The sequence below is a fragment of the Pseudomonas sp. LBUM1645 genome (assembly GCF_059716185.1).
The window spans coordinates 1,159,834-1,184,753 of record NZ_CP166811.1 but is presented as its reverse complement, the minus strand read 5'-3'; the positions used below and the strand labels follow the sequence as shown (position 1 = coordinate 1,184,753).

Annotated in this window: 18 protein-coding genes; 5 read left to right on the top strand and 13 right to left on the bottom strand. The window is 59.2% G+C overall.

Annotated features, from left to right (window positions below; genetic code table 11):
• Nucleotides 1-28: 28 nt before the first annotated feature.
• The 8 genes from tadA to treP all read right to left on the bottom strand — a co-directional run bounded on the left by tadA (nt 29) and on the right by treP (nt 11,042).
• Nucleotides 29-526, bottom strand: a complete 498-nt coding sequence (gene tadA, locus ACA079_RS05140; RefSeq protein ID WP_497702784.1) for a tRNA adenosine(34) deaminase TadA — start codon at nt 524-526, stop codon at nt 29-31.
• Nucleotides 526-1,902, bottom strand: coding sequence for a multicopper oxidase family protein (locus ACA079_RS05135; RefSeq protein WP_150658658.1), 1,377 nt, complete (start codon nt 1,900-1,902; stop codon nt 526-528). Before ACA079_RS05135 ends, tadA begins: the two co-directional genes overlap by 1 nt.
• A gap of 176 nt (nt 1,903-2,078) precedes the next feature.
• The gene (locus ACA079_RS05130; protein ID WP_497701752.1) at nt 2,079-3,239 is read right to left on the bottom strand and encodes an integrase core domain-containing protein; all 1,161 of its coding nucleotides are present in this window, start codon (nt 3,237-3,239) and stop codon (nt 2,079-2,081) included.
• A gap of 257 nt (nt 3,240-3,496) precedes the next feature.
• On the bottom strand, nt 3,497-3,796 hold the full coding sequence (locus tag ACA079_RS05125) for a PTS sugar transporter subunit IIB (RefSeq protein WP_497702783.1): 300 nt from the start codon (nt 3,794-3,796) through the stop codon (nt 3,497-3,499).
• Between the two features lie 2 nt (nt 3,797-3,798).
• The gene (gene ptsP, locus ACA079_RS05120; protein WP_497702782.1) at nt 3,799-6,333 is read right to left on the bottom strand and encodes a phosphoenolpyruvate--protein phosphotransferase; all 2,535 of its coding nucleotides are present in this window, start codon (nt 6,331-6,333) and stop codon (nt 3,799-3,801) included.
• A 149-nt stretch (nt 6,334-6,482) separates the two neighbouring features.
• Complete coding sequence (locus ACA079_RS05115; RefSeq protein ID WP_497702781.1) at nt 6,483-7,706, bottom strand: maltoporin; 1,224 nt, start codon at nt 7,704-7,706, stop codon at nt 6,483-6,485.
• 106 nt (nt 7,707-7,812) lie between these two features.
• Nucleotides 7,813-9,459: an alpha,alpha-phosphotrehalase gene (gene treC, locus ACA079_RS05110; protein WP_497702780.1), complete on the bottom strand. Its 1,647-nt coding sequence runs from the start codon at nt 9,457-9,459 to the stop codon at nt 7,813-7,815.
• Nucleotides 9,460-9,599: 140 nt separating this feature from the next.
• Entirely contained in the window at nt 9,600-11,042 is a 1,443-nt protein-coding gene (treP, locus tag ACA079_RS05105; protein WP_033061494.1) for a PTS system trehalose-specific EIIBC component, read from the bottom strand.
• Nucleotides 11,043-11,279: 237 nt separating this feature from the next.
• On the opposite strand from treP, the gene treR reads away from it, so the two are divergent.
• Complete coding sequence (gene treR, locus ACA079_RS05100; protein WP_497702779.1) at nt 11,280-11,984, top strand: trehalose operon repressor; 705 nt, start codon at nt 11,280-11,282, stop codon at nt 11,982-11,984.
• 137 nt (nt 11,985-12,121) lie between these two features.
• Nucleotides 12,122-15,181 (top strand): membrane-targeted effector domain-containing toxin, encoded by a 3,060-nt coding sequence (locus tag ACA079_RS05095; protein WP_497702778.1) that lies wholly within the window; start codon nt 12,122-12,124, stop codon nt 15,179-15,181.
• A gap of 79 nt (nt 15,182-15,260) precedes the next feature.
• Here the strand turns inward: ACA079_RS05095 and guaA are convergent, their stop codons facing one another.
• The 4 genes from guaA to ACA079_RS05075 form a co-directional block, all read right to left on the bottom strand.
• Complete coding sequence (gene guaA, locus ACA079_RS05090) at nt 15,261-16,838, bottom strand: glutamine-hydrolyzing GMP synthase (RefSeq protein WP_059406339.1); 1,578 nt, start codon at nt 16,836-16,838, stop codon at nt 15,261-15,263.
• A 93-nt stretch (nt 16,839-16,931) separates the two neighbouring features.
• Entirely contained in the window at nt 16,932-18,401 is a 1,470-nt protein-coding gene (guaB, locus tag ACA079_RS05085) for an IMP dehydrogenase (RefSeq protein WP_008147785.1), read from the bottom strand.
• A gap of 128 nt (nt 18,402-18,529) precedes the next feature.
• Nucleotides 18,530-19,078: a sugar ABC transporter ATPase gene (locus ACA079_RS05080; protein WP_415773384.1), complete on the bottom strand. Its 549-nt coding sequence runs from the start codon at nt 19,076-19,078 to the stop codon at nt 18,530-18,532.
• 97 nt (nt 19,079-19,175) lie between these two features.
• A complete protein-coding gene (locus ACA079_RS05075; protein ID WP_497702777.1) occupies nt 19,176-19,943 on the bottom strand; it encodes a sulfite exporter TauE/SafE family protein in 768 nt (255 codons plus the stop codon).
• 157 nt (nt 19,944-20,100) lie between these two features.
• Between ACA079_RS05075 and xseA the strand changes: the two genes are divergently transcribed.
• The gene (gene xseA / locus ACA079_RS05070; RefSeq protein ID WP_415760820.1) at nt 20,101-21,480 is read left to right on the top strand and encodes an exodeoxyribonuclease VII large subunit; all 1,380 of its coding nucleotides are present in this window, start codon (nt 20,101-20,103) and stop codon (nt 21,478-21,480) included.
• A gap of 3 nt (nt 21,481-21,483) precedes the next feature.
• Nucleotides 21,484-22,305, top strand: coding sequence for a peptidoglycan DD-metalloendopeptidase family protein (locus tag ACA079_RS05065; protein ID WP_497702776.1), 822 nt, complete (start codon nt 21,484-21,486; stop codon nt 22,303-22,305).
• 137 nt (nt 22,306-22,442) lie between these two features.
• On the opposite strand, the gene ACA079_RS05060 is transcribed toward ACA079_RS05065, so the two are convergent.
• On the bottom strand, nt 22,443-22,799 hold the full coding sequence (locus tag ACA079_RS05060; protein ID WP_497702775.1) for a hypothetical protein: 357 nt from the start codon (nt 22,797-22,799) through the stop codon (nt 22,443-22,445).
• A 398-nt stretch (nt 22,800-23,197) separates the two neighbouring features.
• On the opposite strand from ACA079_RS05060, the gene leuA reads away from it, so the two are divergent.
• Nucleotides 23,198-24,877, top strand: a complete 1,680-nt coding sequence (leuA, locus tag ACA079_RS05055) for a 2-isopropylmalate synthase (protein ID WP_415773380.1) — start codon at nt 23,198-23,200, stop codon at nt 24,875-24,877.
• Nucleotides 24,878-24,920: the final 43 nt, after the last annotated feature.

The window sequence follows — 24,920 nt, the reverse complement described above, 5'->3', positions numbered from 1 at the left end:
CAAGCTCGCTCCCACAGGGGTTCGGTGTTTAGTCTGAAGATTTGGCTCTTCGGGCCTTGAAGAACTCGCTTAACACCGCCCCACATTCGTCCGCCAACACCCCGCCTTCATAGAGCACCCGGTGATTCAAAAAACCCTGGGTAAAAAACTGCCCCTGACTCTGCACAATCCCGGCCTTTGGCTCCAGCGCGCCATACACCACCCGAGCAATCCGCGAATGCACGATCAGCCCGGCGCACATGCTGCACGGCTCAAGCGTCACGTACAGCGTGCTGCCGGGCAGACGATAGTTACTGGCCGCCAACGCCGCCGCACGGATCGCGACCATCTCGGCATGAGCACTCGGGTCGTTGCCGCTGATCGGGCAGTTGAAACCCCGGCCAATGATTTCACCGTCCTGAACCAGCACCGCGCCCACCGGCACTTCACCCAGCGCCGCGCCTTGGGCAGCCAGGGCCAGGGCTTCGCGCATGAAGTCACGATCTCGGCTGCGGTCGATGATCACTGCGGGACGTATCTGACGCATCACGCCACCTCGATAGCGGCCATCAGGCCGGTTTCCATGTGATCAATCACGTGGCAGTGGAACATCCAGATCCCCGGGTTATCCGCCACCAGCGCCACTTGCGCGCGCTCGTTCTTGCCCAACAGGTAAGTGTCGGTGAAGTACGGAATGACCTTGTGCCGGTTCGAGGCGATGACCTTGAAACTCATGCCGTGCAGGTGAATCGGGTGCTGATACTGAGTCATGTTTTTCAATTCGAAAATGTAGCTCTTGCCCTTCTCGAGCTTGGCAATCGGGCGGTCGGCGCAGGTTTTGTCGGTGATGTCCCAGGCCTTGCCGTTGATCTGCCACAGGCTCGGCGGCTTGCCATTGTCGACGTTCACCGACACTGAGCCTACCCATTCGAAATTGAAGTTGAGTTTCTCGGCATTGGCCAGGTCCGGCTCAGCCACCGGGTTGGCGGGCAGCGCGGGCGGCCATTCGGTCGGTGCATCGGTGTTCGCCACTGAACGGAACGTGCCAAGGCGAACCGGACCGTTGCGCAGGGACAGCTCTTCACCGGCTGGCGGTGCCTTGATCGCCAAGCAAATGCGCATGCCCGGGCCGAGCCAGTATTCCTTGCCCAACGGGCGCGGTTCGATGGGATTGCCGTCCAGCGCGTAGATCTGCGCTTCGACGCCAGGAATGTTGAGTCGGTAGGTCAGGGTGTTATCGAGGTTGAGCAGGCGCACTCGGGTGATCTGCCCGGCGGGCAACTCGATCACCGCTTGCGAGACACCGTTGATGGTCGACAAACGCCCCGCCGTGCCACCACGGGCCGCTTCGCGAGGAATGCTGAACGCGACAAAAGCGCCCTCTTCATCGACGTGCCAGCTCTTGAGGCTCAAGGTTTTCTCGTACTTGAAACCGGTAGGCTCGCGCTCTTCGATGATCAACGGGCCGACCAGCCCGCGACCGAGTTCTTCGCTGCTGTTCACATGCGGGTGATACCAGTAGCTGCCGGCGTCGGGCACGCGGAATTTGTAGTCAAAGTATTCGCCTGGCAGCACTGGAAGCTGCGAAACGTAGGGCACGCCGTCCATTTCCAGCGGCAGGCGGATGCCGTGCCAATGAATGGTGGTAGCGACCGGCAGGTGGTTGATGAAACGTACCCGTAGCCATTCGCCCTGACGCACCCGCAACTCGGTGCCCGGCGCCGACGGGCCGAACGCCCAGGCTTCGGTCTTGTGCCCGGCTACCAGTTCGACGTCCAGCGGTGCGGCGATCAGCTCATAGTCGTGGCCCGCGTCGGCGTCGGCCATCTTGCCCAACCAATACCGCGACGCGCCCCCCGCCCCGACACCAACGACAACAAGACCGGCCAGGCCACCGAGAATTTGGCGACGGGTAAAGGACATGAACTCAACTACCTCACGTATCAGCGACAGGCGCGGGGCCTGTAAAAGGCGAATACGATACACCTGCGGTTGAGAAACAGTAAGGGTGGGGTGGCGGATGGCCGCAGGCGTCTGCAAGGGCCACCCCTCACTGTAGAGACCGGTACATCCTTTACACATTTGACCGGGTACATCGTTTACACATTTAACAGGCTTGATACGCGTTTGGCACCGCGTTCAAGCCTGCCTAAAGGGAAAGAGCAAAGGTACAACTCCCACACGCCATCAGCCACTTCCTTCAGCGCGACGTGCTCGTCGATCAGTGCCTCGCCCAGAAAGATCAGGGCCCCTTGCCACTTGATCTCACCATTCTTGCGCACCCGCCGTACTTCGACGTCGGCCCCGTATTCGACCGCCGGCAAATAGCCTGGATAAGGTCTGAGTGACGGGCGATAGATATCCGCTGGCGTCTTCATCTCCAGCGCCGTATGAGGCCGTGCGTGATTGAAATCCTGTACGAAGTCCTCAAAGGCAAGCTGCTGACGCAGCAGGTTTTCTGCCGGCGGCCTGAGCACGGCAGCCTTTAGCGTGCGGTGCATGCGTTCATGCCGACCGTTCTGATCCGGGCGTCCTGGCTTGATTGTTTCGGGGTGGACACCATGCCTGATGAACCAGACGGACAGCCTGGAGAGGCGGGCCAAGCCTGTCGACGCAAATGGCGCGCCGTTATCGGTGCGGATCACATCAGGCATGCCGAACTCCCGGAACGCCCACTCGAAGCCCTGACGCGTAGGTTCACCGTGGGTGCTGGGAAGCGCCCGGCATTCCAGAAGATAGCGACTGGCATGGTCGGTGATGGTCAGCGGATAGCACCAGTGGCCGTCCTGGGTTCTGAATTGCCCTTTGAAATCGGCGCACCAGGTTTGATTGGGTTCGTCGGCCTGACGTAGATGCACTGGCCCATGCGGGCGGGGCTGGCGCAGCCGTCGAGGAATCACCAGACCGGCCTTTTTCAGCCACTCTCCAGCGGTGCTGGCGGCCGGCCAAGCGATCTGCGGCTGCGCATTGCGCAGGCGCTGGATCAGTTGCTTCGGCCCGCGATCCGGGTGCTCGCTTTTCTTCGCAAGCAACGTGGCAATGATTTCATCGCGGGTTTGATGCGGACAGCTCAGCGGTTTTCGCGAGCGCTCTTTCAAGCCATCTACGCCGCAGGTTGCATACCGATCAAGCCACTTATCGACCGTCGGACGGCTAACGCCATATCGTCGACTCAGTTGGCTCTTGCTGTAACTGCCGCTAAGCCAGTCATGGATTAATTTCACTCGCTGATCCATCGGGGACTCTCGATTCCAGGGCATGGTCAGTACCTCCTGACCATGATTGATACCTGTAAACCATGTCCCCGGTCTCAAACGTAAAGGATGTACCCGGTTTTTACCCACCCTAACCCTCTCCCCAGGGGGTAGAGGGGACTGACCGAGTTGTTCTTGGAGCTACATCGACCTGAAAAATCGAGTCGAACTCAGGATCTGAACACCATGGAGATCTGCTCCCTTTCCCCCTCTCCCCTCTGGGGAGAGGGCTGGGGTGAGGGGTGGCTCTTGAATCTGATCAACTAGCGTCCGGTGACCACCGCCCCCATCAACAAATGCACAACGCCTTCGTCCAGCATCATGACTCCCGGCACCCCCGCCACATTCAAAGCCTGCCGATCCATCCGCCCCACATCCCGCAACTCCACTCTTACCCGGGTCAACGCCACCGGCTGCTGCGCCTTCAAGTTATCCACACCACCCAGCGCGGCTACGATATCGGGCGCCAGACCAGAAACAGGCTGAGCAACCACCTTCGGCTCATCCACGATCAGGTCCGGGGTCAACGCTTTCCAGAACGCCCGCTGCATTTTCTCGAACATGCTCAGTTCTCCAGTACCAGTGAAGTATCGACCGTCGCCTCGTGATACAGCCGCAACGCCTCGCGCACTTGCTCGGCGCTTTCCAGGCCCAGCACCTGTTGGGCGATGGCCTGGCAGTCCACCAGATCCACTTCGCGAACCGCCGCTTTGATCGCAGGAATCAACGGCACGCTCACCGACAGTTCGTCCACCCCAAGTCCCAGCAACAACGGCACCGCCAGCGTTTCCGAAGCCATGGCGCCACACACACCGACCCATTTGCCATGGGCGTGGGCGGCCTTCACGGTGCTGGCGATCAGCCGCAGCACCGACGGATGAAAACTGTCGGCCTGACTGGCCAGGCGCGGGTGATCGCGGTCCATGGCCAAGGTGTATTGGGTCAGGTCGTTGGTGCCGATCGAGAAGAAATCCACCTCCGGCGCAAACAGGTCGGCCATCAGTGCCGCTGCCGGCACTTCGATCATGATCCCCAGTTTCGGCAGTTCAGTAAGACCCAAGGCCAGCGCCTCTTCCTCAAGCAGCTGCCGGGCCTGTCGCAACTCCGACAGCTGCGTGACCATGGGCAGCATGATGTGCAGACGGGCCAGCCCGGCGCTGCTCAGGATCGCTTTGAACTGATCGCGCAACAGCTGCGGGCGCTCCAGACACAAACGAATTCCACGCATACCGAGGAAAGGGTTGGATTCGCTGTCCATCGGCACGTAGGCCAACGGTTTGTCGCCGCCGACATCCAACGTCCGCACTACCAGATTGCGCGCAGGCCCCAGGGCGCGGGCGATGGCGCTGTAGGTGGATGCCTGTTCGTCATGGCTCGGCGCATGGTTGCGGTCCAGATAAAGAAACTCCGAACGCAGCAAGCCCACGCCCTCTCCGCCCAGCGTCATGGCCTGTTCCGCTTCAGCCAGCGAGGCGATATTGGCCGTCACTTCAAAATGGTGACCATCGCGGGTACACGCCGCCAGTGCAGCGTGCGCCAGCTCATGTTGATGGCGCTTCTGTTGACGCTGACGGTTGGCTTGTAGCTGCTCGATGGCTGCCAGATCCGGGTCCAGATGCAGCTCGCCCTTGTCGGCGTCGAGCAACACTTGGGTACCGTTGGCCAGCCCCAGCACCTGAACGGGCAACCCGCAGATCGCCGGCAAACCGGACGCCCGAGCGAGGATCGCGACGTGACTGGTAGCGCCGCCACCGACCGTGACGAAACCCAGTACCTTGCGGGTATCGAGCCCGGCGGTCTGTGACGGCGTCAGTTGTTCGGCGATCAGGATCGCCCCCTCAGGCAGCTCCATCGCCTGATCCTGTACGCCGAGGATCAGCTTGAGCACTCGCTGGCCGACATCGGCCAGATCCGCCGCCCGCTCCGCCAGCAAGGCATTGCCCAGGTTTTTGAACAAGGTTGCCGTCGCCTCGGTGGCCGCGTGCCAGGCGAACCCGGCACTTTTGCCTTCGTTAATCAGCACGTGAGCCACCTCCAGCAAACCCGGGTCTTCGAGCAGTTCCTGGTGAGCCTTGAAGATGTCTGCCTGCGCGCTGCCAACGGCGTTGTCACGCAATTGTTGCAGGGCCACCAGCGCCTCGGCCAAGCCGCGGGACAGATGATCGCGTTCAGCCTGCGGTGTGGCGCCGAGTTCATTCACTTCCAGGTGTTGTTCGGCTATCTGCACCACTTGGCCAAACGCCGATCCGGCCGATGCGCAAACCCCACGCAACACCGTCAGCGATGAAGCCTCTATCGCATTCGCCTCGACCTGCGCCGAGGCCGCCAACGCTTCACCGCATCCAGTCAGTAGCAGCTCGGCCAGCGTCTTGATCGCCGCTTCAGCATCCGGGCCGGCCGCGCTGACTTGCACAACGTCACCGAGCCCTGTCTGCAACGCCATGATCGCCACCAGGGATTTCGCGTTCGCACTCTCCTGCTGTTTATGCAGGTAAATGCTCGCCGAAAAACCTTTCGCCGCCTGAGCAAACACCGCGGCCGGACGAGCGTGCAAGCCGTTCGGGTTGGCCAGTGTCACCGGTTTGGAAAACAGCGCTTCGCCCTCTTCTTTCACCGACTCATCCGTTGCCTGCTCGGCGGGACTCAAACTCAGCAACGGCTGGCCACTGTCTACCGAACCCGTTTCCGGCGTCAGCCAAGTGAACGGCTCACCGCTGACCACCAGCATCAACGTCAGCAGGCTGCGGGCATTCAAGGCAACAAAATCGGCATCGAACTCGATCAGCGCCTGCCCAACGTCAACCTGCTGGCCCTCCTCCACCAATCGCGTGAAACCCTTCCCGGCCAGGTTCACCGTGTCGAGGCCAATGTGCATCAACACCTGCACGCCATTTTCGTCGGTGATGCTGACTGCATGCCCACTGGCCTGCACATTGCTGACAACCCCTGCCAGCGGCGCGCACAACGTCGTTGAAGTCGGATCGATGCACAAACCATCGCCGATCACGCGGCTGGAAAACACCGGATCGGGCACGAGGGCCAGTGGCATCAATACGCCGGACAGGGGCGCGTGCAGTTGCAATTGTTGGGGTGTGGCCATGACGTCACCTGCTGTTTTGTTCTTTATAAAGGACGCTTACGATCTCGCGGTATCTGTAGGAGCTGCCGCAGGCTGCGATCTTTTGGCGACTTCAAGTGCGCTAAAAATCAAAAGATCGCAGCCTGCGGCAGCTCCTACAGTGTGTGGCGCTATTTCCACCAGTACTCGACCTGCAATCCGACATTTGAACCGTGTCTCGCCGTGCCGAAGGAGCCGGTGTCGGACAATGCCGAACCCTGCGCCAATTCATTGGCCGCCCGTTTGGCCGCCTCGTTCCAGCTCGCATAGGTGTAATACAGACGCACCTCGGGGCGCGCCCAGAATTCCGGACCTTTGGGCGACCAGGTCGGTGCGAAGGTGAACTTGCTCAGCTTGCGCGTACCGCCCGTGGCTTCGACCTGATCGTGACCCAGTTCGGTCACCAGTTTGAACTGCTCGGTGATCGCATAGGTCGGGCGAACGCCCAGGGAAATCCAGTTCTGATCACTGCCGTCCTGGCGAATGTCTTTCTGGTAAACCGCCTCGACTTGCCCGCCAAATCGCGGCGTCACTTGCCAGTCGAAGAACTCCACCACACGATAGCTTTTGTTGCTGTCGTCCAGCTTCACGTTACCGGTATAACCCAACCCGGTGCCGGGACCTTCGCCGTACTGGAAAGCCAGTTTGTTCTTGCCACCCAAAAAGCCTTTCTGCACATGCTGGGTGGTGATCGCCCAGCCACGGTGAGCGTCGCGGCTGTCGGGTTTGTCGATGTAGCTCAGGCCGAACTCCAGTTCACCGCCGGGGTTGGTGTTGAAGCCGGCAACGTTGAAGTCGTGACGGTTGATGTAGTCCTTCTGGTACAGGTTGTCCTTGCGCGAGAAGGCGTAGCTGTATTTCAGATCGCCGATCAGTACGTCCTCGATACCGCCGCCGGTGGCGCTCTGGTTCCAATAGTAGAAGTCAGAAATGTGGATATCGTTCCGCTTGTAGTAACGCCGACCGGCCCACAGCGAACCGCCGTTGAGGCTTGGCATGTTCGACCATTGCGCGTACGCCTGCGGCAGGCGCACGGAGCCGTTGTCACCGTTGAAGGTCAGGTCCTTGTCGTACTGGTTGTACAACGAAGCCATGCCGTCGACGCTCAGCACCGAGCCGTCATCCAGGGTGTAAAGATCCTGGCGCAACTCCAGTTCAGCGTACTGCTCGCATTCGTTGCCCAAGCGGTATTTGGTCTGCGCACCCGGCAGTTGGAAACACTGCTGTTTACCGCTGTTGACTGAGGTGCCAACACCGCTACGCAAGTAACCGGCGAACTCCAGCGCCTGGGCCGAAAGAGGCAAAGCCAGGCACACGCCCGCCACTACAAGGCTGCGATTTATTGTTGTTTTCAAGAGCTACCCCATTATTTTTATTGTGTGCAGCAGCAAAATCGGCGCGCAAAACTCCCCCGCGCAGCGTTCTGCGTGTTTTTTTAAGTCAGTGTTTTTTTTTGGTCGGTCAGTCGGTCATATGCAGCACGAACGACTCATAAGGCCGTAAGAGGACCTGCCGATTTCGCGTCGGACAGTCCGGGTAATTGCTGATGACCAGACGCTGGGCCATCGCTTCGCTAATCACTTCATCCGGCAGGTCGACTTCGCACGGTGTCCCGTAGAAGTTATTCAGCACCAGCAAACGCTCGCCATCGCCTTCGCGCACGTACGCCCAGATTTGCGTGTGCTCGGGCAACAATTGCCGGTAAACACCGTCGGACATCAGCGTCTCACTGCGGCGCAGGGCGATCAGCTGACGGTAGTGATGCAGCACCGAATCCGGGTCATCGAACTGAGTGGCAACGTTGATCTGCACGGCGTTCGCCGGCACCCCGATCCACGGCTCGACAACGCTGAAACCGGCGTTAGGCTCGGCGTTCCAGTGCATCGGCGTACGGCCGTTATCCCGGGACTTCTGCATGATCGCCGCCATGTTGTCGGCGTCGCTCGCACCCGCCTCGCGCTTGAGCCGGAAGATGTTCAGCGTCTCGACATCGCGGTACTGATCGATGTGATCGAAGCCCGGATTGGTCATGCCCAGTTCCTCGCCCTGGTACACGAACGGCGTGCCCTGGAGGAAGTGCAGCGCCGTGCCGAGCATCTTCGCCGAGAGCACCCGATACTCGCCGTCATGGCCAAAACGCGAGACCACCCGTGGCTGGTCGTGGTTACACCAGAACAGCGCATTCCAGCCACCGCCGGCCTGCATTCCGGCTTGCCAATCAGAGAGAATGCGCTTGAGTTCGAGGAAGTCGAAATCGGCACGAATCCACTTCTGCAGGTTCGGGTAATCGACCTTCAGGTGATGGAAGTTGAAGGTCATTGACAGCTCTTTCGACTCTGGCCGCGAGTAGCGAATGCAGTGTTCCAGACTGGTGGAAGACATCTCGCCGACGTTGATCAGGTCATGGCCTTCGAACACTTCGCGGTGCATTTGCTGCAAGTATTCGTGGACGTTCGGGCCATCGGTGTAGAAGCGTCGACCGTCGGTGTTGTCCTCGGGGAAGTCCGCCGGTTTGGAGATCAGGTTGATCACGTCCAGACGGAACCCGCCCACGCCCTTGTCGCGCCAGAAACGCATCATCTTGAAGACTTCGGCGCGCACCTTGGGGTTGTCCCAGTTCAGGTCGGCCTGGGTGTGATCGAACAGGTGCAGGAAATACTGACCGGTCTGGGCTTCGTACTCCCAGGCCGAACCACCGAACTTGGATTCCCAGTTGTTCGGCTGGTCGCGCCAGATGTAGAAATCCCGGTACGGGTTGTCGAGGCTGCTGCGGGCTTGCTGGAACCAGGTGTGCTCGATGGAGGTGTGGTTAACCACGATATCGAGCATCAACTTGATCCCGCGCTTGCCGGCCTCGGCGATCAACAATTCGCAATCGGCCATGGTCCCGTAACTCGGGTCGATGGCGTAGTAGTCACTGATGTCATAGCCATTGTCGCGCTGGGGCGAGCGCAGGAACGGCGTGATCCACAGGCAATCGACACCCAGCCAGTGTAGGTAATCGAGCTTGGCCACAACGCCAAGCAAATCACCCGTGGGGTTGCCGGCGTGGCTGTGAAAACTCTTCGGGTAGATCTGGTAGATCACCGAACGTTGCCAGTCTTGCATGGCGGGATTCCTTCTTAAATATGTACTGGCCCCGTAGGAGCTGCCGAAGGCTGCGATCTTTTGATCTTGGTCCTTCAGCAACACCGCCGAAGATCAAAAGATCGCAGCCTTCGGCAGCTCCTACGGGCGATAGCGATCTGTCAGGCGACCCGATACCCGGGCCGAACAATCTTCATGCTCAACCCGCAGGTCAGAACAAACGGCACGACCATGGCTATGACCATCCCGATCACGAACATCGGAATGAACTGCGGAATGATCGAGATAAAACCGGGCAAGCCGCCGACGCCGATCGCCGAGGCCTGGACCTTGTTCAGCGACAGGAAGATGCAGCCCAGGGCCGAACCGATCAGGGCTGCGTAGAACGGAAATTTGTAGCGCAGGTTGACCCCGAACATGGCCGGTTCGGTGATGCCGAAATAAGCGGAAATCGCCGAGGTCGAGGCCATGCTTTTATCCCGCACGTTACGGGTCATGTAGAACACCGCCAGTGCCGCGCTGCCCTGGGCAAGGTTGGACATGACGATCATCGGCCAGATGAAGGTGCCGCCCTGGGTGGAGATCAGCTGCAAGTCGACCGCAAGGAACATGTGGTGCATGCCGGTGATCACCAGCGGCGCGTAGAGCAAACCGAAAATCGCCCCGCCGACCATTGGCGCCAGATCGAACAGCATGACCACGCCTTCGGTGATCAGAATCCCCAGATGCCGGGTCACCGGGCCAATCACCGCCAGCGCCAGCACGCCGGTCACAACGATGGTGGTGATTGGCACCACCAGCAATTGCACCGCGTTTGGCACCCGCGCCCGCAGCCATTTCTCGATGACGCTCATCACATAGGCCGCCATCAGGATCGGCAGGATCTGCCCTTGGTAACCGACCTTCTCGATCTGGAACAACCCCAGGATGTCGAAGTACGGCAGGCTCTGCCCGTCCAGCCCGGCCACCGCTTTGCCGTAGTTCCAGGCATTGAGCAGATCGGGGTGAACGAGCATCAGGCCGAGCACGATGCCGAGGATTTCGCTGCCGCCAAACCGCTTGGCCGCCGACCAGCCCACCAGCGCCGGGAGGAACACAAACGAGGTATTGGCCATGAGGTTGATCAGGCTCCAGAGCCCGTCAAGCTTCGGATAGGCGTCCAGCAGGGTCTGACCCTCGATGAACATGCCCTTGGCACCGATCAGGTTGTTGATGCCCATCAGCAGGCCGGCAATGATCAGCGCCGGGAGGATTGGCATGAAGACGTCGGAAAACACCCGCACCAGACGCTGCATCGCGTTGATCTTGTCGGCGCTTTTTTGTTTAACGTCGGCGATGGTCGAGGCGGCGAGACCGGTTTGACGACGCAGTTCGGCGTAGACCTTTTCCACTTCACCGGGACCGATGACCACCTGGAACAGGCCGCCGGTGAAGAACGAGCCTTTGACCAGATCAATCTGGTTCAGCGTGGCGCTGTTGACCAGGCTCGGGTCCTTGAGGGCCAGGCGCAGGCGGGTGACGCAGTGCGCGGCCTGCTCGAGGTTGTCGCTGCCACCGAGGCTTTGCAGCAGCTCGCTGGCGATATTCGGATAGTCGTGGCTCATGCTTGTTCTTCCGCTGTAGTTTTTTGTTATTGGCAGCACGCCGAAATGAAAAGTACTCGTCTGTACGAGTTAAAGCAACAACTCGTACAGACGAGTTTGATTTTGTTTATCCTGAACCCGACCGGCGGCGATATTTCCTACCTCAAAAGTCAAAGAAACCTAACGCCGCATGGACAAACTCCTACCCTGCCCTTAAGGTTCGAAGCCTTGAGTACAGCGCGGCATAGAGCCATCCCCATGAGTAAATACAACCAGATCTACACCGATCTGCTTGCCAGCATCACGACCGAACGTCTGGAACGCGGCGCGCGGTTGCCTTCCGAAACGGAACTGATGGACAGCTACCAGGCCAGCCGCGGCACCGTGCGCAAGGCCATCGAGCAACTTCAGGAGCGCGGTTTCGCCCAGAAAGTCCACGGCAAAGGCACGTTCGTGCTGTCGACCAACCCGATCGAATTCCAGTTGGGCGGCATCGTCAGCTTCCAGGAGACCTACCCGCGGCTGGGCAACGACGTCAGTACCGAAGTGGTCGAGTTCGATCAGATACCGCTTGAGGGTGCGCTGCTGGAACACATCCAGGCCGAAGCCGGCAGCCTGATCACGCGGATCAAACGAGTGCGGCGGATCGACGGCAAACGCGTGATCCTCGACATCAACCATTTCGTCAGCGACGTGATTCCCGGCCTGTCCCGAGACATCGCCGAGCACTCAATCTACGCCTTCATCGAGCAGACCTTGCAACTGCAAATCGCCTACGCCCAGCGCACCATCGAAGCGGTGCCCCGGAGCAAGGACGACCAGCAACACCTGGACCTCGACGGCCAGAGCCATGTGATCGTGGTCAGTAACCAGACGTTTTTGCAGGATGGTCGGCAGTTCGAGTACACCGAATCACGGCATACCCTGGACAAGTTTTACTTTTCTGACGTTGCACGGCGCTGAGCCTGATTCTGGTACTCGCCATCTCCTACGTCTTCCGTCAGCAACTGACCTCCGCCAGCTACCCAGCGCCTTACATATGAAACCGATGCCCCTTGAGATAGTGAGCGCCCACTCAGCAACCTCTCAAGGTGAGCATCATGGACGACACTCAAGACATAACCCTGCCCGACGCTACCGATGCGCTGGCCCTCCAGGCCCTGATCCCTGATCTGGTAACCGATTGCCCCGACATGTACGCCATGGCGTACCAGGTCGCCAAAGAGATTCTCATCCAGCACAACATCACGGATATCGAACCCGACAAAGTCTACTGGCATCGGTTTAATGCCGCTCAAAGCAGCTCGAAGACCTTTACCGGCTGGCAGCATGCGTTTGAAAAACCCAAGGAATCGATGACCTTCCCGCAACTGGTCATGCAGCGTTTCGGTGTTCACGACCAGGACAACGCTGACCTGCTGGACGTTGACAGCGGTTTCTACCGTGCCGACGGCAATGCCGGAAACTACGATGAAACCAACGAGATTCGCCTGCATGCCAGGGATGCGCTGAAAGCCTTTTGGGACATCAACTTCAGCGACCGTTACAAAACCGCCATCGCAACGTTCTGGGAAAAACACCGCGCCGATTTCCGCGCACTGGCCAAGTGCACCTTCATTGCCAAGGCCATCGACGACTATGAGAAGGGACACCTGACCCGCGAACACTTCACTACAGTGCTCAGGGCTGTCGTCGGCAATGTGAGCCGGCCACTCACCCGACAAATGTTGATGGACGAGGCACCAACGGGCAACGGTTTATCGATTCGCAAGTTTCGCATTGACCACTTCGTGTCGACCGACATCCTCAGCATCACTGACGACAGTGACCTGAACATTCTCTACGTTCCGGGCGAACCCAGAGGATTTCACTGCTTTAACAAGGTCGAGGAGCTGCACGAATGGCTGATCAATGAGGTCAAGGACGCTGAAGGCCGTGAACGCATGTTCATGCACTTCAAACAGAACGAGCGCGACATTCTTCAGGAAAGACCCACTTCGCTAGGGCACAAGCTCGCCAACTTCACCGTCATTGGCCTGATCATCCACGCGTTCGAAGAAACGCCCATTGATAATGTCGGTCTCACCCATGTGGGTGACGTGTTACAGGGCAACTACGGGGTCGCGGACCATCATTTGCTCCATTATCGTGGCGAGAAAATTGCCGGTGATGCGTTTACGCACCTGAGTCACTCCACCCGTGACCGCATGCTCAGCGATGCCAACTTCCTGTTGCACTCCAACGGCGAGATCAGGAAGAAACTGTGGATCGGCTATCTCAATGCTTTCAGCCACACGTTCGGGCCAATGGCCACCCTCGCATGGCCTGCGGCGCTGGTCGTCATCGGCGCGGGCATTGCCAATGTCGGCCTGCACATCGATCAAGCCATCAACGCTACTACCCCTGCGGAACGCAAGGCTGCAGTGACTGGCGCCATCCTTGGCAGCGTGGAGGTGCTATTCAACTTGCCGTTTGTGCGCGGCGCGAGCGAACTGGCTGAGGCGGTGGAGGCTGAAGAGGTCCTCACGCCCGAGGAAGCGCTGAACGCAGACGTTGAAACCGGCACCGCGCCACTGCCTGCCATCGAAGCCATTGCTCCTGGCCCGACCGACGTCGACATCCTGACCCCTTTTGAAACCAACGAGATTCTCGACGGCGATGCGCCGGTCAGCGACGAGGACACGTTCCGGGATATTTATCAGCCTGGAACCGGGGGCAACTACATCGCTATCGATGATAGTTTTTTCCAGGTGCACTACCGCAATGAACTGAAGTGCTGGGTAATCATCGACCCGGAGAACCCCTACTCCTTTTACCGCAACATACCGGTACGCCTGAATAAAATGGGTGAATGGGTGCCCCTTACGCGTCTCGGCCTGGCGGGAGGTGGCAAGTTTTCCGATCTATTTGCCCGGGCCGAGCCGTCACTCCCGGACTTCGATGCCCCGGCGACTGCATACGATGTTCCGCAGGACATCAAGCCAGCCCTCAAACAGGCGGCCAAGGGTATGGCCTCGAAGGGGGATCTGAAGGACGGCTTTGTCAGTCCCAACAATCCGAACGATGAGCTGCAAGCCTTCAAGAGACTGCGCCGAACGCTGCACGACAACGCGGTGACCTTCTATTCGCAACCGCAGCGACCACCCAGACCGACCATTCCATCGTTCATCGCGAATGCAAGGATCAAGGACATCATCAAGACCCTTTTCAAGCGGTCAAAGAGCCTGGTCATCGGTGAAAGCCACGACAGCGTGGGCAGCAAACAGTTTCTGGTCGAGAACATGAGCGTGCTGCGCAAACAAAAAGTCAAAACCCTGTACATGGAGCATCTGCTGACCGATTTCCATCAGGCTGACCTGGACGTGTTCAATCGCACCGGGGTGATGTCCGAGGATCTGGAAAGCTATCTCAAGGACCTTGACGCAGGTTTTTCGACTGACCCCAGCGAACAATTCACCTTTGAGCAGGCGGTCAGGGCAGCGCAAAAAAACCATATTCGCGTTCAGGCCATCGACTGCCTCGCCAGTTACCGCAGCACTGGCATTCAGGGGGCAAACATCAATTTTCGGCAAAAAATGATGAATTTCTTCGCCCACCAAGTCATCGGCACCGACCAGACGGCCAGAGGCGCGCATCGCTGGGTGGCGTTGGTCGGGAACTCCCACGCCAATACCTATGGCGGCGTGGCGGGAATCAGCGAGCTTGAAGGCAGCATCGGGCTGCGTATTGAAAGCGTGGGCCCGGATGAGCTCGGCGGTATCAAGGTCGACCCGGGGGTGGCCGACGAGCCGCGCCCGGGGCAAGCAGCCGGTTTTGCCAAAAATGACTTGTTGCTGCAAATCCCGACGCCGAAAGACGTGATCCTGGCCCAAAGGCTGGAGGATGGGCTACCCATGCCTGGCACGTACACCCTCAGCACCAGTACCGGCGAACCGTTGCTGGTTCACCGTAGCAGAACCCTCACCAACAGAGTCATCACCAGCAACGGCATCATCACCCGTGGCAAACTCGTTCGAACGCCCATAAAACATGATGCGGGTGGGTACTACGTCGAACGGGATTCCTGGCAGATCAGCGGTCGACGTTTTCCAACCACAGAGAGTTTGAGTTCAGCCCTGCACAGAATGGGCATGACCCCCGTCCGACTACCCGGCATCTAAAACGCAAAAAGGCCGTGTGAACAGTGTTCACACGGCCTTTTCAGTTACCTGCGATCAAGCCATCAAGGCTAGCGCGGGATTATTCCCACTCAATGGTCGCTGGCGGCTTGCTCGACACGTCGTAAGTAACGCGGGAGATGCCTTCGATTTCATTGATGATGCGGCCGCTGACGGTTTCCAGCAGCTCGTAAGGCAGGTGTGCCCAACGCGCGGTCATGAAGTCGATGGTTTCAACGGCACGCAGGGCAACCACCCAAGCGTAACGACGGCCATCGCCAACCACGCCAACCGATTTCACCGGCTGGAACACCACGAAAGCCTGGCTGACCTTGTGGTACCAGTCGGCCTTGCGCAGTTCTTCGATGAAGATGTGGTCAGCGCGACGCAGCAGGTCGGCGTATTCCTTCTTCACTTCACCAAGGATCCGCACGCCCAGGCCCGGGCCCGGGAACGGGTGACGGTAGACCATGTCGTACGGCAGGCCGAGTTCCAGGCCCAGACGACGGACTTCGTCCTTGAACAACTCGCGCAGGGGTTCAACCAGCTTGAGGTTCATTTCTTCCGGCAAGCCACCCACGTTGTGGTGCGACTTGATCACGTGAGCCTTGCCGCTTTTGGCGCCAGCCGACTCGATCACGTCCGGGTAGATGGTGCCTTGGGCGAGGTACTTGATGTTGTCCAGTTTGTTGGACTGGGCATCGAAGACGTCGATGAAGGTACGGCCGATGATTTTGCGCTTTTTCTCTGGGTCGCTTTCGCCAGCCAGATTGTCGAGGAACTGATCTTCAGCGTTGGCGCGGATCACCTTGACGCCCATGTTCTCGGCGAACATGGCCATCACTTGCTCGCCTTCGTGCAGACGCAGCAGGCCGTTGTCGACGAAGACGCAGGTCAGCTGGTCGCCGATGGCTTTGTGCAGCAGCGCGGCAACCACGGAGGAGTCAACGCCGCCGGACAGGCCGAGCAGTACGTTGTCAGTGCCGACCTGGGCGCGAATGTTGGCGATGGCGTCTTCAGCAATCTTCGAAGGCGTCCACAAGGCTTCGCAGCCGCAGATGTCGAGGATAAAGCGCGAGAGGATGCGACCGCCCTGCTTGGTGTGGGTCACTTCCGGGTGGAACTGCACGCCGTAGTAGCCACGAGCATCGTCGAACATGCCGGCGATCGGGCAGCTTGGGGTGCTGGCCAGGATGTGGAATTCCTGCGGCATCTTGGTGACCTTGTCACCGTGACTCATCCAGACGTCTAGGCCGAACAGGCCGTCGGCGTCAATGTGATCTTCGATGCCGTCGAGCAGACGGCTCTTGCCGACAACGTCGACACGGGCGTAACCGAACTCACGCAGTTCGGAACCTTCAACCTTGCCACCCAGCTGTTCAGCCATGGTCTGCATGCCGTAGCAGATACCGAAGACCGGTACGCCCAGGTCAAACACCGCTTGCGGGCAGCGAGGGCTGTCAGCTACGTGCACGGACTCGGGGCCGCCGGCGAGAATGACGCCTTTGGGAGCGAATTCGCGAATCGCTTCGTCGTCCATGTCGAACGGATGCAGTTCGCAGTACACGCCGATTTCACGCACGCGGCGGGCGATCAGTTGGGTGTACTGGGAACCGAAGTCGAGGATCAGGATGCGGTGAGCGTGAATGTCGAGGGCCATGTGGTCAGTCTCGTCTATGCAGTTCGGTGAAGAGAATCAGAAACAACTCGGGGCTGAAAACAGCCCCGGTTACTTAACTTATTGCTGGAAGGCTCAACCTACGCGGTAGTTTGGCGCTTCTTTGGTGATTTGCACGTCGTGAACGTGGGACTCGGCCATACCGGCGCCGGTGATCCGCACGAACTCAGGCTTGGTGCGCATTTCTTCGATGTCGGCACTGCCGGTGTAGCCCATCGAGGAACGCAGGCCGCCCATCAGTTGATGGATGATGGCGCTCAGTGTGCCCTTGTAAGGAACACGCCCTTCGATCCCTTCCGGAACCAGTTTCTCGGCGCCTGCCGAGGAGTCCTGGAAGTAACGGTCGGAGGAGCCTTGAGCCTGGGACATGGCGCCCAGCGAACCCATGCCGCGGTAAGCCTTGTACGAACGACCCTGGAACAGTTCGATCTCGCCTGGTGCTTCTTCAGTACCGGCGAACATCGAGCCCATCATCACGCAGGAAGCACCGGCAACGATGGCCTTGGACAGGTCACCGGAGAAACGGATGCCGCCGTCGGCGATCAACGGAACGCCAGTGCCTTCAAGGGCAGCGGCGACGTTGGCGATGGCACTGATTTGCGGGACGCCGACACCGGCGACGATACGGGTGGTGCAGATCGAGCCTGGGCCGATACCGACCTTGACCGCATCGGCGCCTGCTTCGGCCAGAGCCTTGGCGGCAGCGCCAGTGGCGATGTTGCCGCCGATGACCTGCACTTCAGGGAAATTCTGTTTGACCCAGCGAACGCGGTCGATCACACCTTTGGAGTGACCGTGAGCGGTGTCGACCACCACCACGTCAACGCCGGCATTGACCAGGGCGGCTACGCGATCACCGGTGTCTTTACCGGTACCGACAGCAGCGCCAACACGCAGACGACCTTGGTCGTCCTTGCTGGCCAGCGGGTATGCCTTGGCTTTTTCGATGTCGTTGACGGTCATCATGCCTTTGAGGGCAAATTTGTCGTCGACGATCAGCACGCGTTCGATGCGGTGTTTGTGCAACAACTCGCGGACGTCGTTCTTGTCGGCGCCTTCCTTGACCGTGACCAGACGCTCTTTAGGCGTCATCACTTCACGGACGGAGGCGTCCAGACGGTTTTCGAAACGTACGTCACGGGAAGTGACGATGCCGACCAGGTCGCCATCGTGCAAAACCGGAACGCCGGAGATGTTGTGCATGCGGGTCAGTTCGAACAGTTCACGAACCGTGGCGTCAGCCTCGATGGTGATCGGGTCCTTGACCACGCCGGCTTCATAACGCTTGACCTTGCGCACTTCGGCAGCTTGCTGCTCGATGGTCATGTTCTTGTGGATAATACCGATGCCACCTTCCTGAGCCATGGCAATTGCCAGACGGGCTTCAGTAACGGTGTCCATGGCGGCAGAAACCAGAGGAATATTCAGCTCGATGCCACGGGTTAGGCGGGTCTTGAGACTGACTTCGTTAGGAAGCACCTCGGAATAACCAGGCACTAGGAGAATGTCGTCGAATGTCAGAGCTTCTTGGCTGATACGCAGCATCGCGGGGGCTCCCGAGCGGGAAAATGGAAGCGCGCCATTATAGTCAGACACCCCCTCGGGTTCAATGTAAAACTCTGTCTATTATTAGCATTACTGATATACGGGGGTTATTGCCGCGGGTATCGCATTCACAGTTCGACTTTCACCCAACTGACAGGCTGATCGAGCCAATCGGCAAATTCGTCGATAAAGCTCTGTTTGAACCCGGCCTCGGCCCAGTTGTTGAAGATAAAGCCCAGGTTGGAAAAGCCGCATTCCTGCAGGAAAAGAAAGCCGTTGATGTCATCTTCATGCCCGCACTCCGGACACGTGAAGTTATCGGTGCGCCCCGGCATCCAGTCTTCCAGGCTTTCGAACAGCGCTTCGCCGACTTCCTTGCGGCACTCGGCGCAGCCCGCCTCTTCAAGGAAACCCTTGGCCGGCGTATAGATGCAACGCTTGGTGATAATTTCCAGGCCATTGACCGGTTCGCCGAACGGCAGCGCTTCAGGATGCAGCACTACAGCGCGGGCACCGTCGGCGATGGCATGAGCCATGCGGTTGCCTGTGCGGCCACAGGTGGTCAGTTCTTCTTTGACGATGTTCTTGCGCACCAGCCAACGCACGACCGCCCGGGCCCGGGGTTCGTGCACCGGCAGTGTGGAGATTTTCGGGACAATAATGCTTTGCGAATTCATGGGCACAAGCCTGCAAATACTGAATGATCACCCCTGTGGGAGCGAGCTTGCTCCCACAGGGTTTGCGGCCGGCAGCTTAATCCCTGACACACTCAGGTCAAGCACTCAAATAACGTCCGATCAAGGCAATTCCGCTGGCCAGCACCAACCAGGTCACCAGCCGCACAAACGCCTCGCGGGACAATCTCATGGTCAACCGCCGGCCGATCCACAGCCCCAATGCCATGGCCGGCAATAAACACAGCGCCAATACCAACAAGGGTAGCTCGGCATACACACCCGCGACAGCAAACAGGCTCAAGCGCACCACGGTGCTGCAACTGATCAGCGCACTCTGGGTCGCCCGGGCTGCCTCTTTGGGCAGGCGACTGTTCAAGTAGATCGCATATAAAAAGCCGCCACTGCCAAACAATGCCCCGAACATCCCGCCCACCGTGCCCATCGGCACGGCCCAAGCGGCGGACAATTGTGTCGGACGGGTTTTGACCCACAAGCTGTAAATCGCGTAGGTGCTGATAAACAGCCCCATCAACAGCAACAATAGATCGGATTTGAGGTTCAGCAGAAAGATCACCCCCAGCGTGCAGCCTACCGCCATGCATGGCAGCAGCCGCAGCAACTCAGGCTTTGCCACATCCCGTCGCGAAGGCAGCAAATTGCCGAACGCCGCGACGAAATCCAGCAGCACCAACAGCGGCACTATTTTCGACAGCGGCATGAACAGGATCAGAATCGGCCCCGCCACCAACGCGGTGCCGAAACCGGCAATACCGAACACGATGTAGGCCAGGGCAATGCCCAGCGCGATTACCAGCCAGTCCGTAGCGCCGAATGGCCATTGGTGCAACAACTCAAGCACGTTCATCTGCACGTCTTCCCTGATTTCCGTTGATCACCGTAGGAGCTGCCGAAGGCTGCGATCTTTTGATCTTAAAAATCAAGGTCAAAAGATCGCAGCCTTCGGCAGCTCCTACAAGTGTGCGGGGTGTCAGGTAGAGCGCATTGCCTTTATCATGCGCCCCATGATTAAAGATCCCTTTGCAAGACTCGGCCTGGACCGTGAAGTCCTGACTGTCAGCCAGCTCAACGGCCGCGCGCGGGTGTTGCTCGAAGACGTGTTCAGCAACATCTGGGTCGAAGGCGAAATATCCAACCTCGCCCGTCCGGCGTCCGGCCACGTGTATTTCACCCTCAAGGACAGCGGTGCCCAGGTGCGTTGCGCACTGTTCCGGCAGAACGCGGCGCGGGTTCGTCAGGCATTGAAGGATGGCCTGGCGGTCAAGGTCCGCGGCAAGGTTTCGCTGTTCGAGGGCCGTGGCGACTATCAACTGATCCTCGATACCGTGGAGCCGGCCGGTGACGGTGCGCTGCGTCTGGCCTTCGATGCGCTGAAGGAAAAACTCAGCGCCGAAGGCCTGTTCAGCGCCGAGCGCAAAGTGCCGCTGCCGGCGCATCCGCAACGCATCGGCATCATCAGCTCGCCCACCGGCGCGGTGATTCGCGACATCATCAGCGTATTCCGCCGCCGTGCGCCGCAGATCCAACTGACATTGATCCCCACTGCCGTGCAAGGCCGCGAAGCCACTGCGCAGATTGTCCGCGCATTGAAACTGGCGGACGCCCGTGGTTTCGACGCGCTGATCCTGGCCCGTGGCGGCGGCTCGCTGGAAGACCTCTGGTGCTTCAACGAAGAAGCCGTAGCCCGCGCCGTGGATGCCTGTGTGACGCCGATTGTCAGCGCCGTCGGCCATGAAACCGACGTGTCGATCAGTGACTTCGTGGCCGATGTCCGTGCCCCGACGCCGTCCGCCGCCGCCGAACTGCTCGCGCCGGATTCCAGTGACCTGGTCCGTCGGGTCGAAAGCCTGCATCGACGGCTGGTGATGCGTATCCGCGACCGCTTGATGCGTGACCGTCTGCGCCTGGAAGGCATGTCCCGCCGCTTGCGCCATCCCGGTGAACGTCTGCGCCAGCAAGCGCAACGCCTGGATGATCTGGACATGCGCATGCGTCGCGCGTTCGAACGCAGCCTCAATACCCGTCGCGAACGCTTGATCCGTCTGGAAACCCGCCTCGCCGGGCAACATCCGGGACGGCAACTGGCGATGCTCCGTCAGCGCCTCGACAGTCTTGCCGAACGCCTGCCCCGTGCCATACGCGAAGGGCTCAAATCCCGTCGCCTGCAACTGCAAAGCCAGATGCAGACGCTGCATGTGGTGAGCCCGTTGGCGACCCTTGGCCGTGGCTACAGCATTTTGCTGGACGAACGCGGCAACGCGATCCGCAACGCCGCGCAAACCCACAATGGCCAGCGCCTGAAAGCCAGACTTGGCGAAGGCGAGCTGCAAGTGCGGGTCGAAGACAATCACCTGACGCCTGTCACCCTTTCTTTACTGGATTGATCCATGCCGCGTTTTTTAGCTCCGCTGCTGTTGCTGTGCCTGACCTTCAACGCCCACGCCGACAGTTACATCACCCGCCTGTTGAACAAACCGGTGCCAGGCGGCGTGGCCGTGGTGGATCTGGGTGCCTCTGCGCAGGCGCCGAAGGCCAGTTATCAAGGCAAGCCTGTGCTGGTGGTCAAGGAACAGAACAACTGGCTGGCGATTGTCGGTGTGCCGCTGACGGTTAAACCGGGCACGCAGCAGGTCAGCAGTGGCGGTCGCACTCTGAATTTCAACGTTGGTAACAAGAAGTACCCGGAACAGCACATCACCCTGAAGAACACGCAGCAGGTCAATCCGAACCCGGAGAATCTCAAGCGCATCGAGGGTGAGTTGGCCGAACAGATCCAGGCTTACCGCAGCTTCAGCCCGAACACCCCGAGCAATCTGTTGCTGGACAAACCGGTCAACGGCCCGCTGTCGAGCAAGTTCGGCGTGCGCCGGTTCTTCAACGGTGAAGAGCGCAATCCTCACGCCGGCCTGGACTTCGCAGTGCCTGCAGGTACGCCAATCAAGACCCCGGCTGCCGGCAAGGTGATCCTGATCGGCAACTACTTTTTCAACGGCAACACGGTGTTTGTCGACCATGGACAGGGCTTTATCAGCATGTTCTGCCACATGTCGAAGATTGATGTGCAGGTTGGCCAGCAACTGGCCCGTGGTGGAGTGGTTGGGAAAGTCGGCTCAACCGGGCGCGCGACCGGGCCGCATATGCACTGGAACGTCAGCCTGAATGATGCGCGGGTTGATCCAGCGATTTTCATTGGGGCGTTTCAGCCATAAATAGTTGTTGAGGCTACCGGCCTCATCGCGAGCAAGCTCGCTCCCACACTTGATCGGCGTGAATGCAAATTTTGTATTCACCAAAAATCCAATGTGGGAGCGAGCTTGCTCGCGATGGGGGCATCACAGGCGACCACTTATTCCGCCTCAAGGTCCTCAATCCCGTGGATTTCCCTGTGCGCCAGGCACTCTTTGATCCACGCCTGAGTTTCCTCCGAGAAACCCGCCAACTCTTCAGCGCTGATCAACTCATGAGTACACAGCCCCAGCAAGTGAGCAGGCGCCTCATTGCGTGAGTGCCTGAACACGTCGAACGCCCAATACAGCTCCTGTTGACCCGCCTTCAGCCTTTCCTCACTGGCTTCAATACGCTCGTAAGGTGCAATGCTTTTATCCAGCACTATGCGCTCGACCTCGTCCATGATCCGGATGCATAGCCGCTCATGGGCCACCGGACGCAACGCGCTATAAAGCTTCCAATCTGACTCGTTCATTGCCGACTCCTGCCTGCCAGTAGTCCTTGGTGAGGCTTTAAGAATAGTCGCGCTGACACGCCCCATCACCGAAAGCCTTCAATTGCGCATCGCTCAAACCTCGCGCAAACATAAAAACAATCACCACCCTTCACCGCAATAAAATCTCGATAACCACGACTTTTCGAGGATTCCTCTCAATTTTTTTCGACCGCTTGCCATCCTTCACCCTCGCGGTTAGGGTTGAAGGCATGAAAACCTCTCACACCCTCATTCAGCTTCGCCAGCACCGCAGCCTGTGCCTTGTCAGTGCACGACTGCCAGGCTGAATCGCGGTGCCTCGTCCTACGCTTTATCCCCAGAACATTTGATCCACCGGCAGGCCGCCTTTTTTCGGCCCACACAATAAGGATTTCCCGATGAGCATGCTCAAAGACCCGTCTTCGAAATACCGCGCGTTCCCGACCATCGACATCCCGGACCGCACCTGGCCGTCGAAGACCATTACTGCCGCACCGATCTGGTGCAGCTCCGACCTTCGTGATGGTAACCAGTCGTTGATCGAGCCAATGGACGCGGTCAAGAAGCTGCGTTTCTGGAAAACCCTGGTGTCGGTCGGCGTGAAAGAAATCGAAGCGTCGTTCCCGGCGGCTTCGCAAACCGACTTCGACTTCGTGCGTACCCTGATCGAAGGCAACCACATCCCGGACGACACCACCATTCAGGTGCTGACCCAGGGTCGTGAAGATTTGATCGAGCGCACCTTCGAATCCCTGCGCGGGGCGAAAAAAGCCATCGTTCACCTGTACAACGCCACCTCTCCTTCCTTCCGTCGCATTGTCTTCAACCAGGACAAGGAAGGGGTCAAGGCTATCGCGGTGAACGCTGCCAAGCTGTTCGTCAAATATGCCGCCCAGCAGCCAAACACCGAGTGGACCTTCGAGTACTCGCCGGAAACCTTCAGCGCCACCGAGCTCGAGTTCGCCAAAGAAGTCTGCGACGCAGTCATCGAAGTCTGGAACCCGACGCCTGAGCACAAGGTGATTCTCAACCTGCCAGCCACCGTCGAATGCGCGACCCCGAACATCTATGCCGACCAGATCGAATGGTTCGGCCGTCACATCAACCGTCGTGACAGCGTGATCATCAGCCTGCACACCCACAACGACCGTGGCACTGGCGTTGCGGCTACCGAATTGGGCCTGATGGCCGGCGCCGACCGTGTCGAAGGCTGCCTGTTCGGCAACGGCGAACGTACCGGTAACGTCGACCTCGTGACCGTGGCGCTGAACCTCTACACCCAAGGCATTCACCCTGAGCTGGACTTCTCCGACATCGACGGCGTGCGCAAAGTCGTCGAAGAATGCAACCAGATCCAGGTGCACCCACGCCACCCGTACGTCGGCGACCTGGTTCACACCGCATTCTCCGGCTCCCACCAGGACGCCATCCGCAAGGGCTTCGCCCAGCAGAAACCGGACGCCCTGTGGGAAGTGCCGTACTTGCCGATCGACCCGGCCGATATCGGCCGCAGCTACGAGGCGGTAATCCGCGTCAACAGCCAGTCGGGCAAGGGCGGTATCGCTTACCTGCTGGAACAGGAATACGGCATCAGCTTGCCGCGTCGCATGCAGATCGAGTTCAGCCAGGTCGTACAGCGTGAAACCGACCGTCTGGGCCTCGAGATGACGGCTCAGCAGATCCACGCATTGCTGCACAGCGAGTACTTGCAGGCCAACACCCCGTACGCGCTGGTCAGCCATCGCCTGCAGGAAGAAAACGGTCACAGCGCCGTCGAAGTGGAAGTCTCTGGTAAAGGTCAGGGTGAAACCAACCTGCACTGGCGTGGCAAGGGCAACGGTGCCCTGGAAGCGCTGGTGGCCGGTCTGCCGATTCCGGTTGAAATCATGGACTACAACGAACACGCCCTCGGTTCGGGCACCAACGCCAAGGCCGCGGCCTACATCGAGCTGCGTGTGAACGGTGAACGTGCGGTGCACGGTGTTGGTATCGATGAAAACATCACCACCGCCAGCTTCAAGGCTTTGTTCAGCGCGCTTAACCGCTCCCTGAGCCAGCCGGAAGCGAAAGCGGCGTAAGCCTTCGCTGAAACGTAAAAGGCCCCTAGGTGCGAACCTCGGG

Excerpts from the sequence above, each read along its gene's own strand:
- tadA (WP_497702784.1), bottom strand. The coding sequence starts at position 526 with ATGCGTCAGATACGTCCCGCAGTGATCATCGACCGCAGCCGAGATCGT.
- ACA079_RS05135 (WP_150658658.1), bottom strand. The coding sequence starts at position 1,902 with ATGTCCTTTACCCGTCGCCAAATTCTCGGTGGCCTGGCCGGTCTTGTT.
- ACA079_RS05130 (WP_497701752.1), bottom strand. The coding sequence starts at position 3,239 with ATGCCCTGGAATCGAGAGTCCCCGATGGATCAGCGAGTGAAATTAATC.
- ACA079_RS05125 (WP_497702783.1), bottom strand. The coding sequence starts at position 3,796 with ATGTTCGAGAAAATGCAGCGGGCGTTCTGGAAAGCGTTGACCCCGGAC.
- ptsP (WP_497702782.1), bottom strand. The coding sequence starts at position 6,333 with ATGGCCACACCCCAACAATTGCAACTGCACGCGCCCCTGTCCGGCGTA.
- treC (WP_497702780.1), bottom strand. The coding sequence starts at position 9,459 with ATGCAAGACTGGCAACGTTCGGTGATCTACCAGATCTACCCGAAGAGT.
- treP (WP_033061494.1), bottom strand. The coding sequence starts at position 11,042 with ATGAGCCACGACTATCCGAATATCGCCAGCGAGCTGCTGCAAAGCCTC.
- treR (WP_497702779.1), top strand. The coding sequence starts at position 11,280 with ATGAGTAAATACAACCAGATCTACACCGATCTGCTTGCCAGCATCACG.
- ACA079_RS05095 (WP_497702778.1), top strand. The coding sequence starts at position 12,122 with ATGGACGACACTCAAGACATAACCCTGCCCGACGCTACCGATGCGCTG.
- guaA (WP_059406339.1), bottom strand. The coding sequence starts at position 16,838 with ATGGCCCTCGACATTCACGCTCACCGCATCCTGATCCTCGACTTCGGT.
- guaB (WP_008147785.1), bottom strand. The coding sequence starts at position 18,401 with ATGCTGCGTATCAGCCAAGAAGCTCTGACATTCGACGACATTCTCCTA.
- ACA079_RS05080 (WP_415773384.1), bottom strand. The coding sequence starts at position 19,078 with ATGAATTCGCAAAGCATTATTGTCCCGAAAATCTCCACACTGCCGGTG.
- ACA079_RS05075 (WP_497702777.1), bottom strand. The coding sequence starts at position 19,943 with ATGAACGTGCTTGAGTTGTTGCACCAATGGCCATTCGGCGCTACGGAC.
- xseA (WP_415760820.1), top strand. The coding sequence starts at position 20,101 with ATGATTAAAGATCCCTTTGCAAGACTCGGCCTGGACCGTGAAGTCCTG.
- ACA079_RS05065 (WP_497702776.1), top strand. The coding sequence starts at position 21,484 with ATGCCGCGTTTTTTAGCTCCGCTGCTGTTGCTGTGCCTGACCTTCAAC.
- ACA079_RS05060 (WP_497702775.1), bottom strand. The coding sequence starts at position 22,799 with ATGAACGAGTCAGATTGGAAGCTTTATAGCGCGTTGCGTCCGGTGGCC.
- leuA (WP_415773380.1), top strand. The coding sequence starts at position 23,198 with ATGAGCATGCTCAAAGACCCGTCTTCGAAATACCGCGCGTTCCCGACC.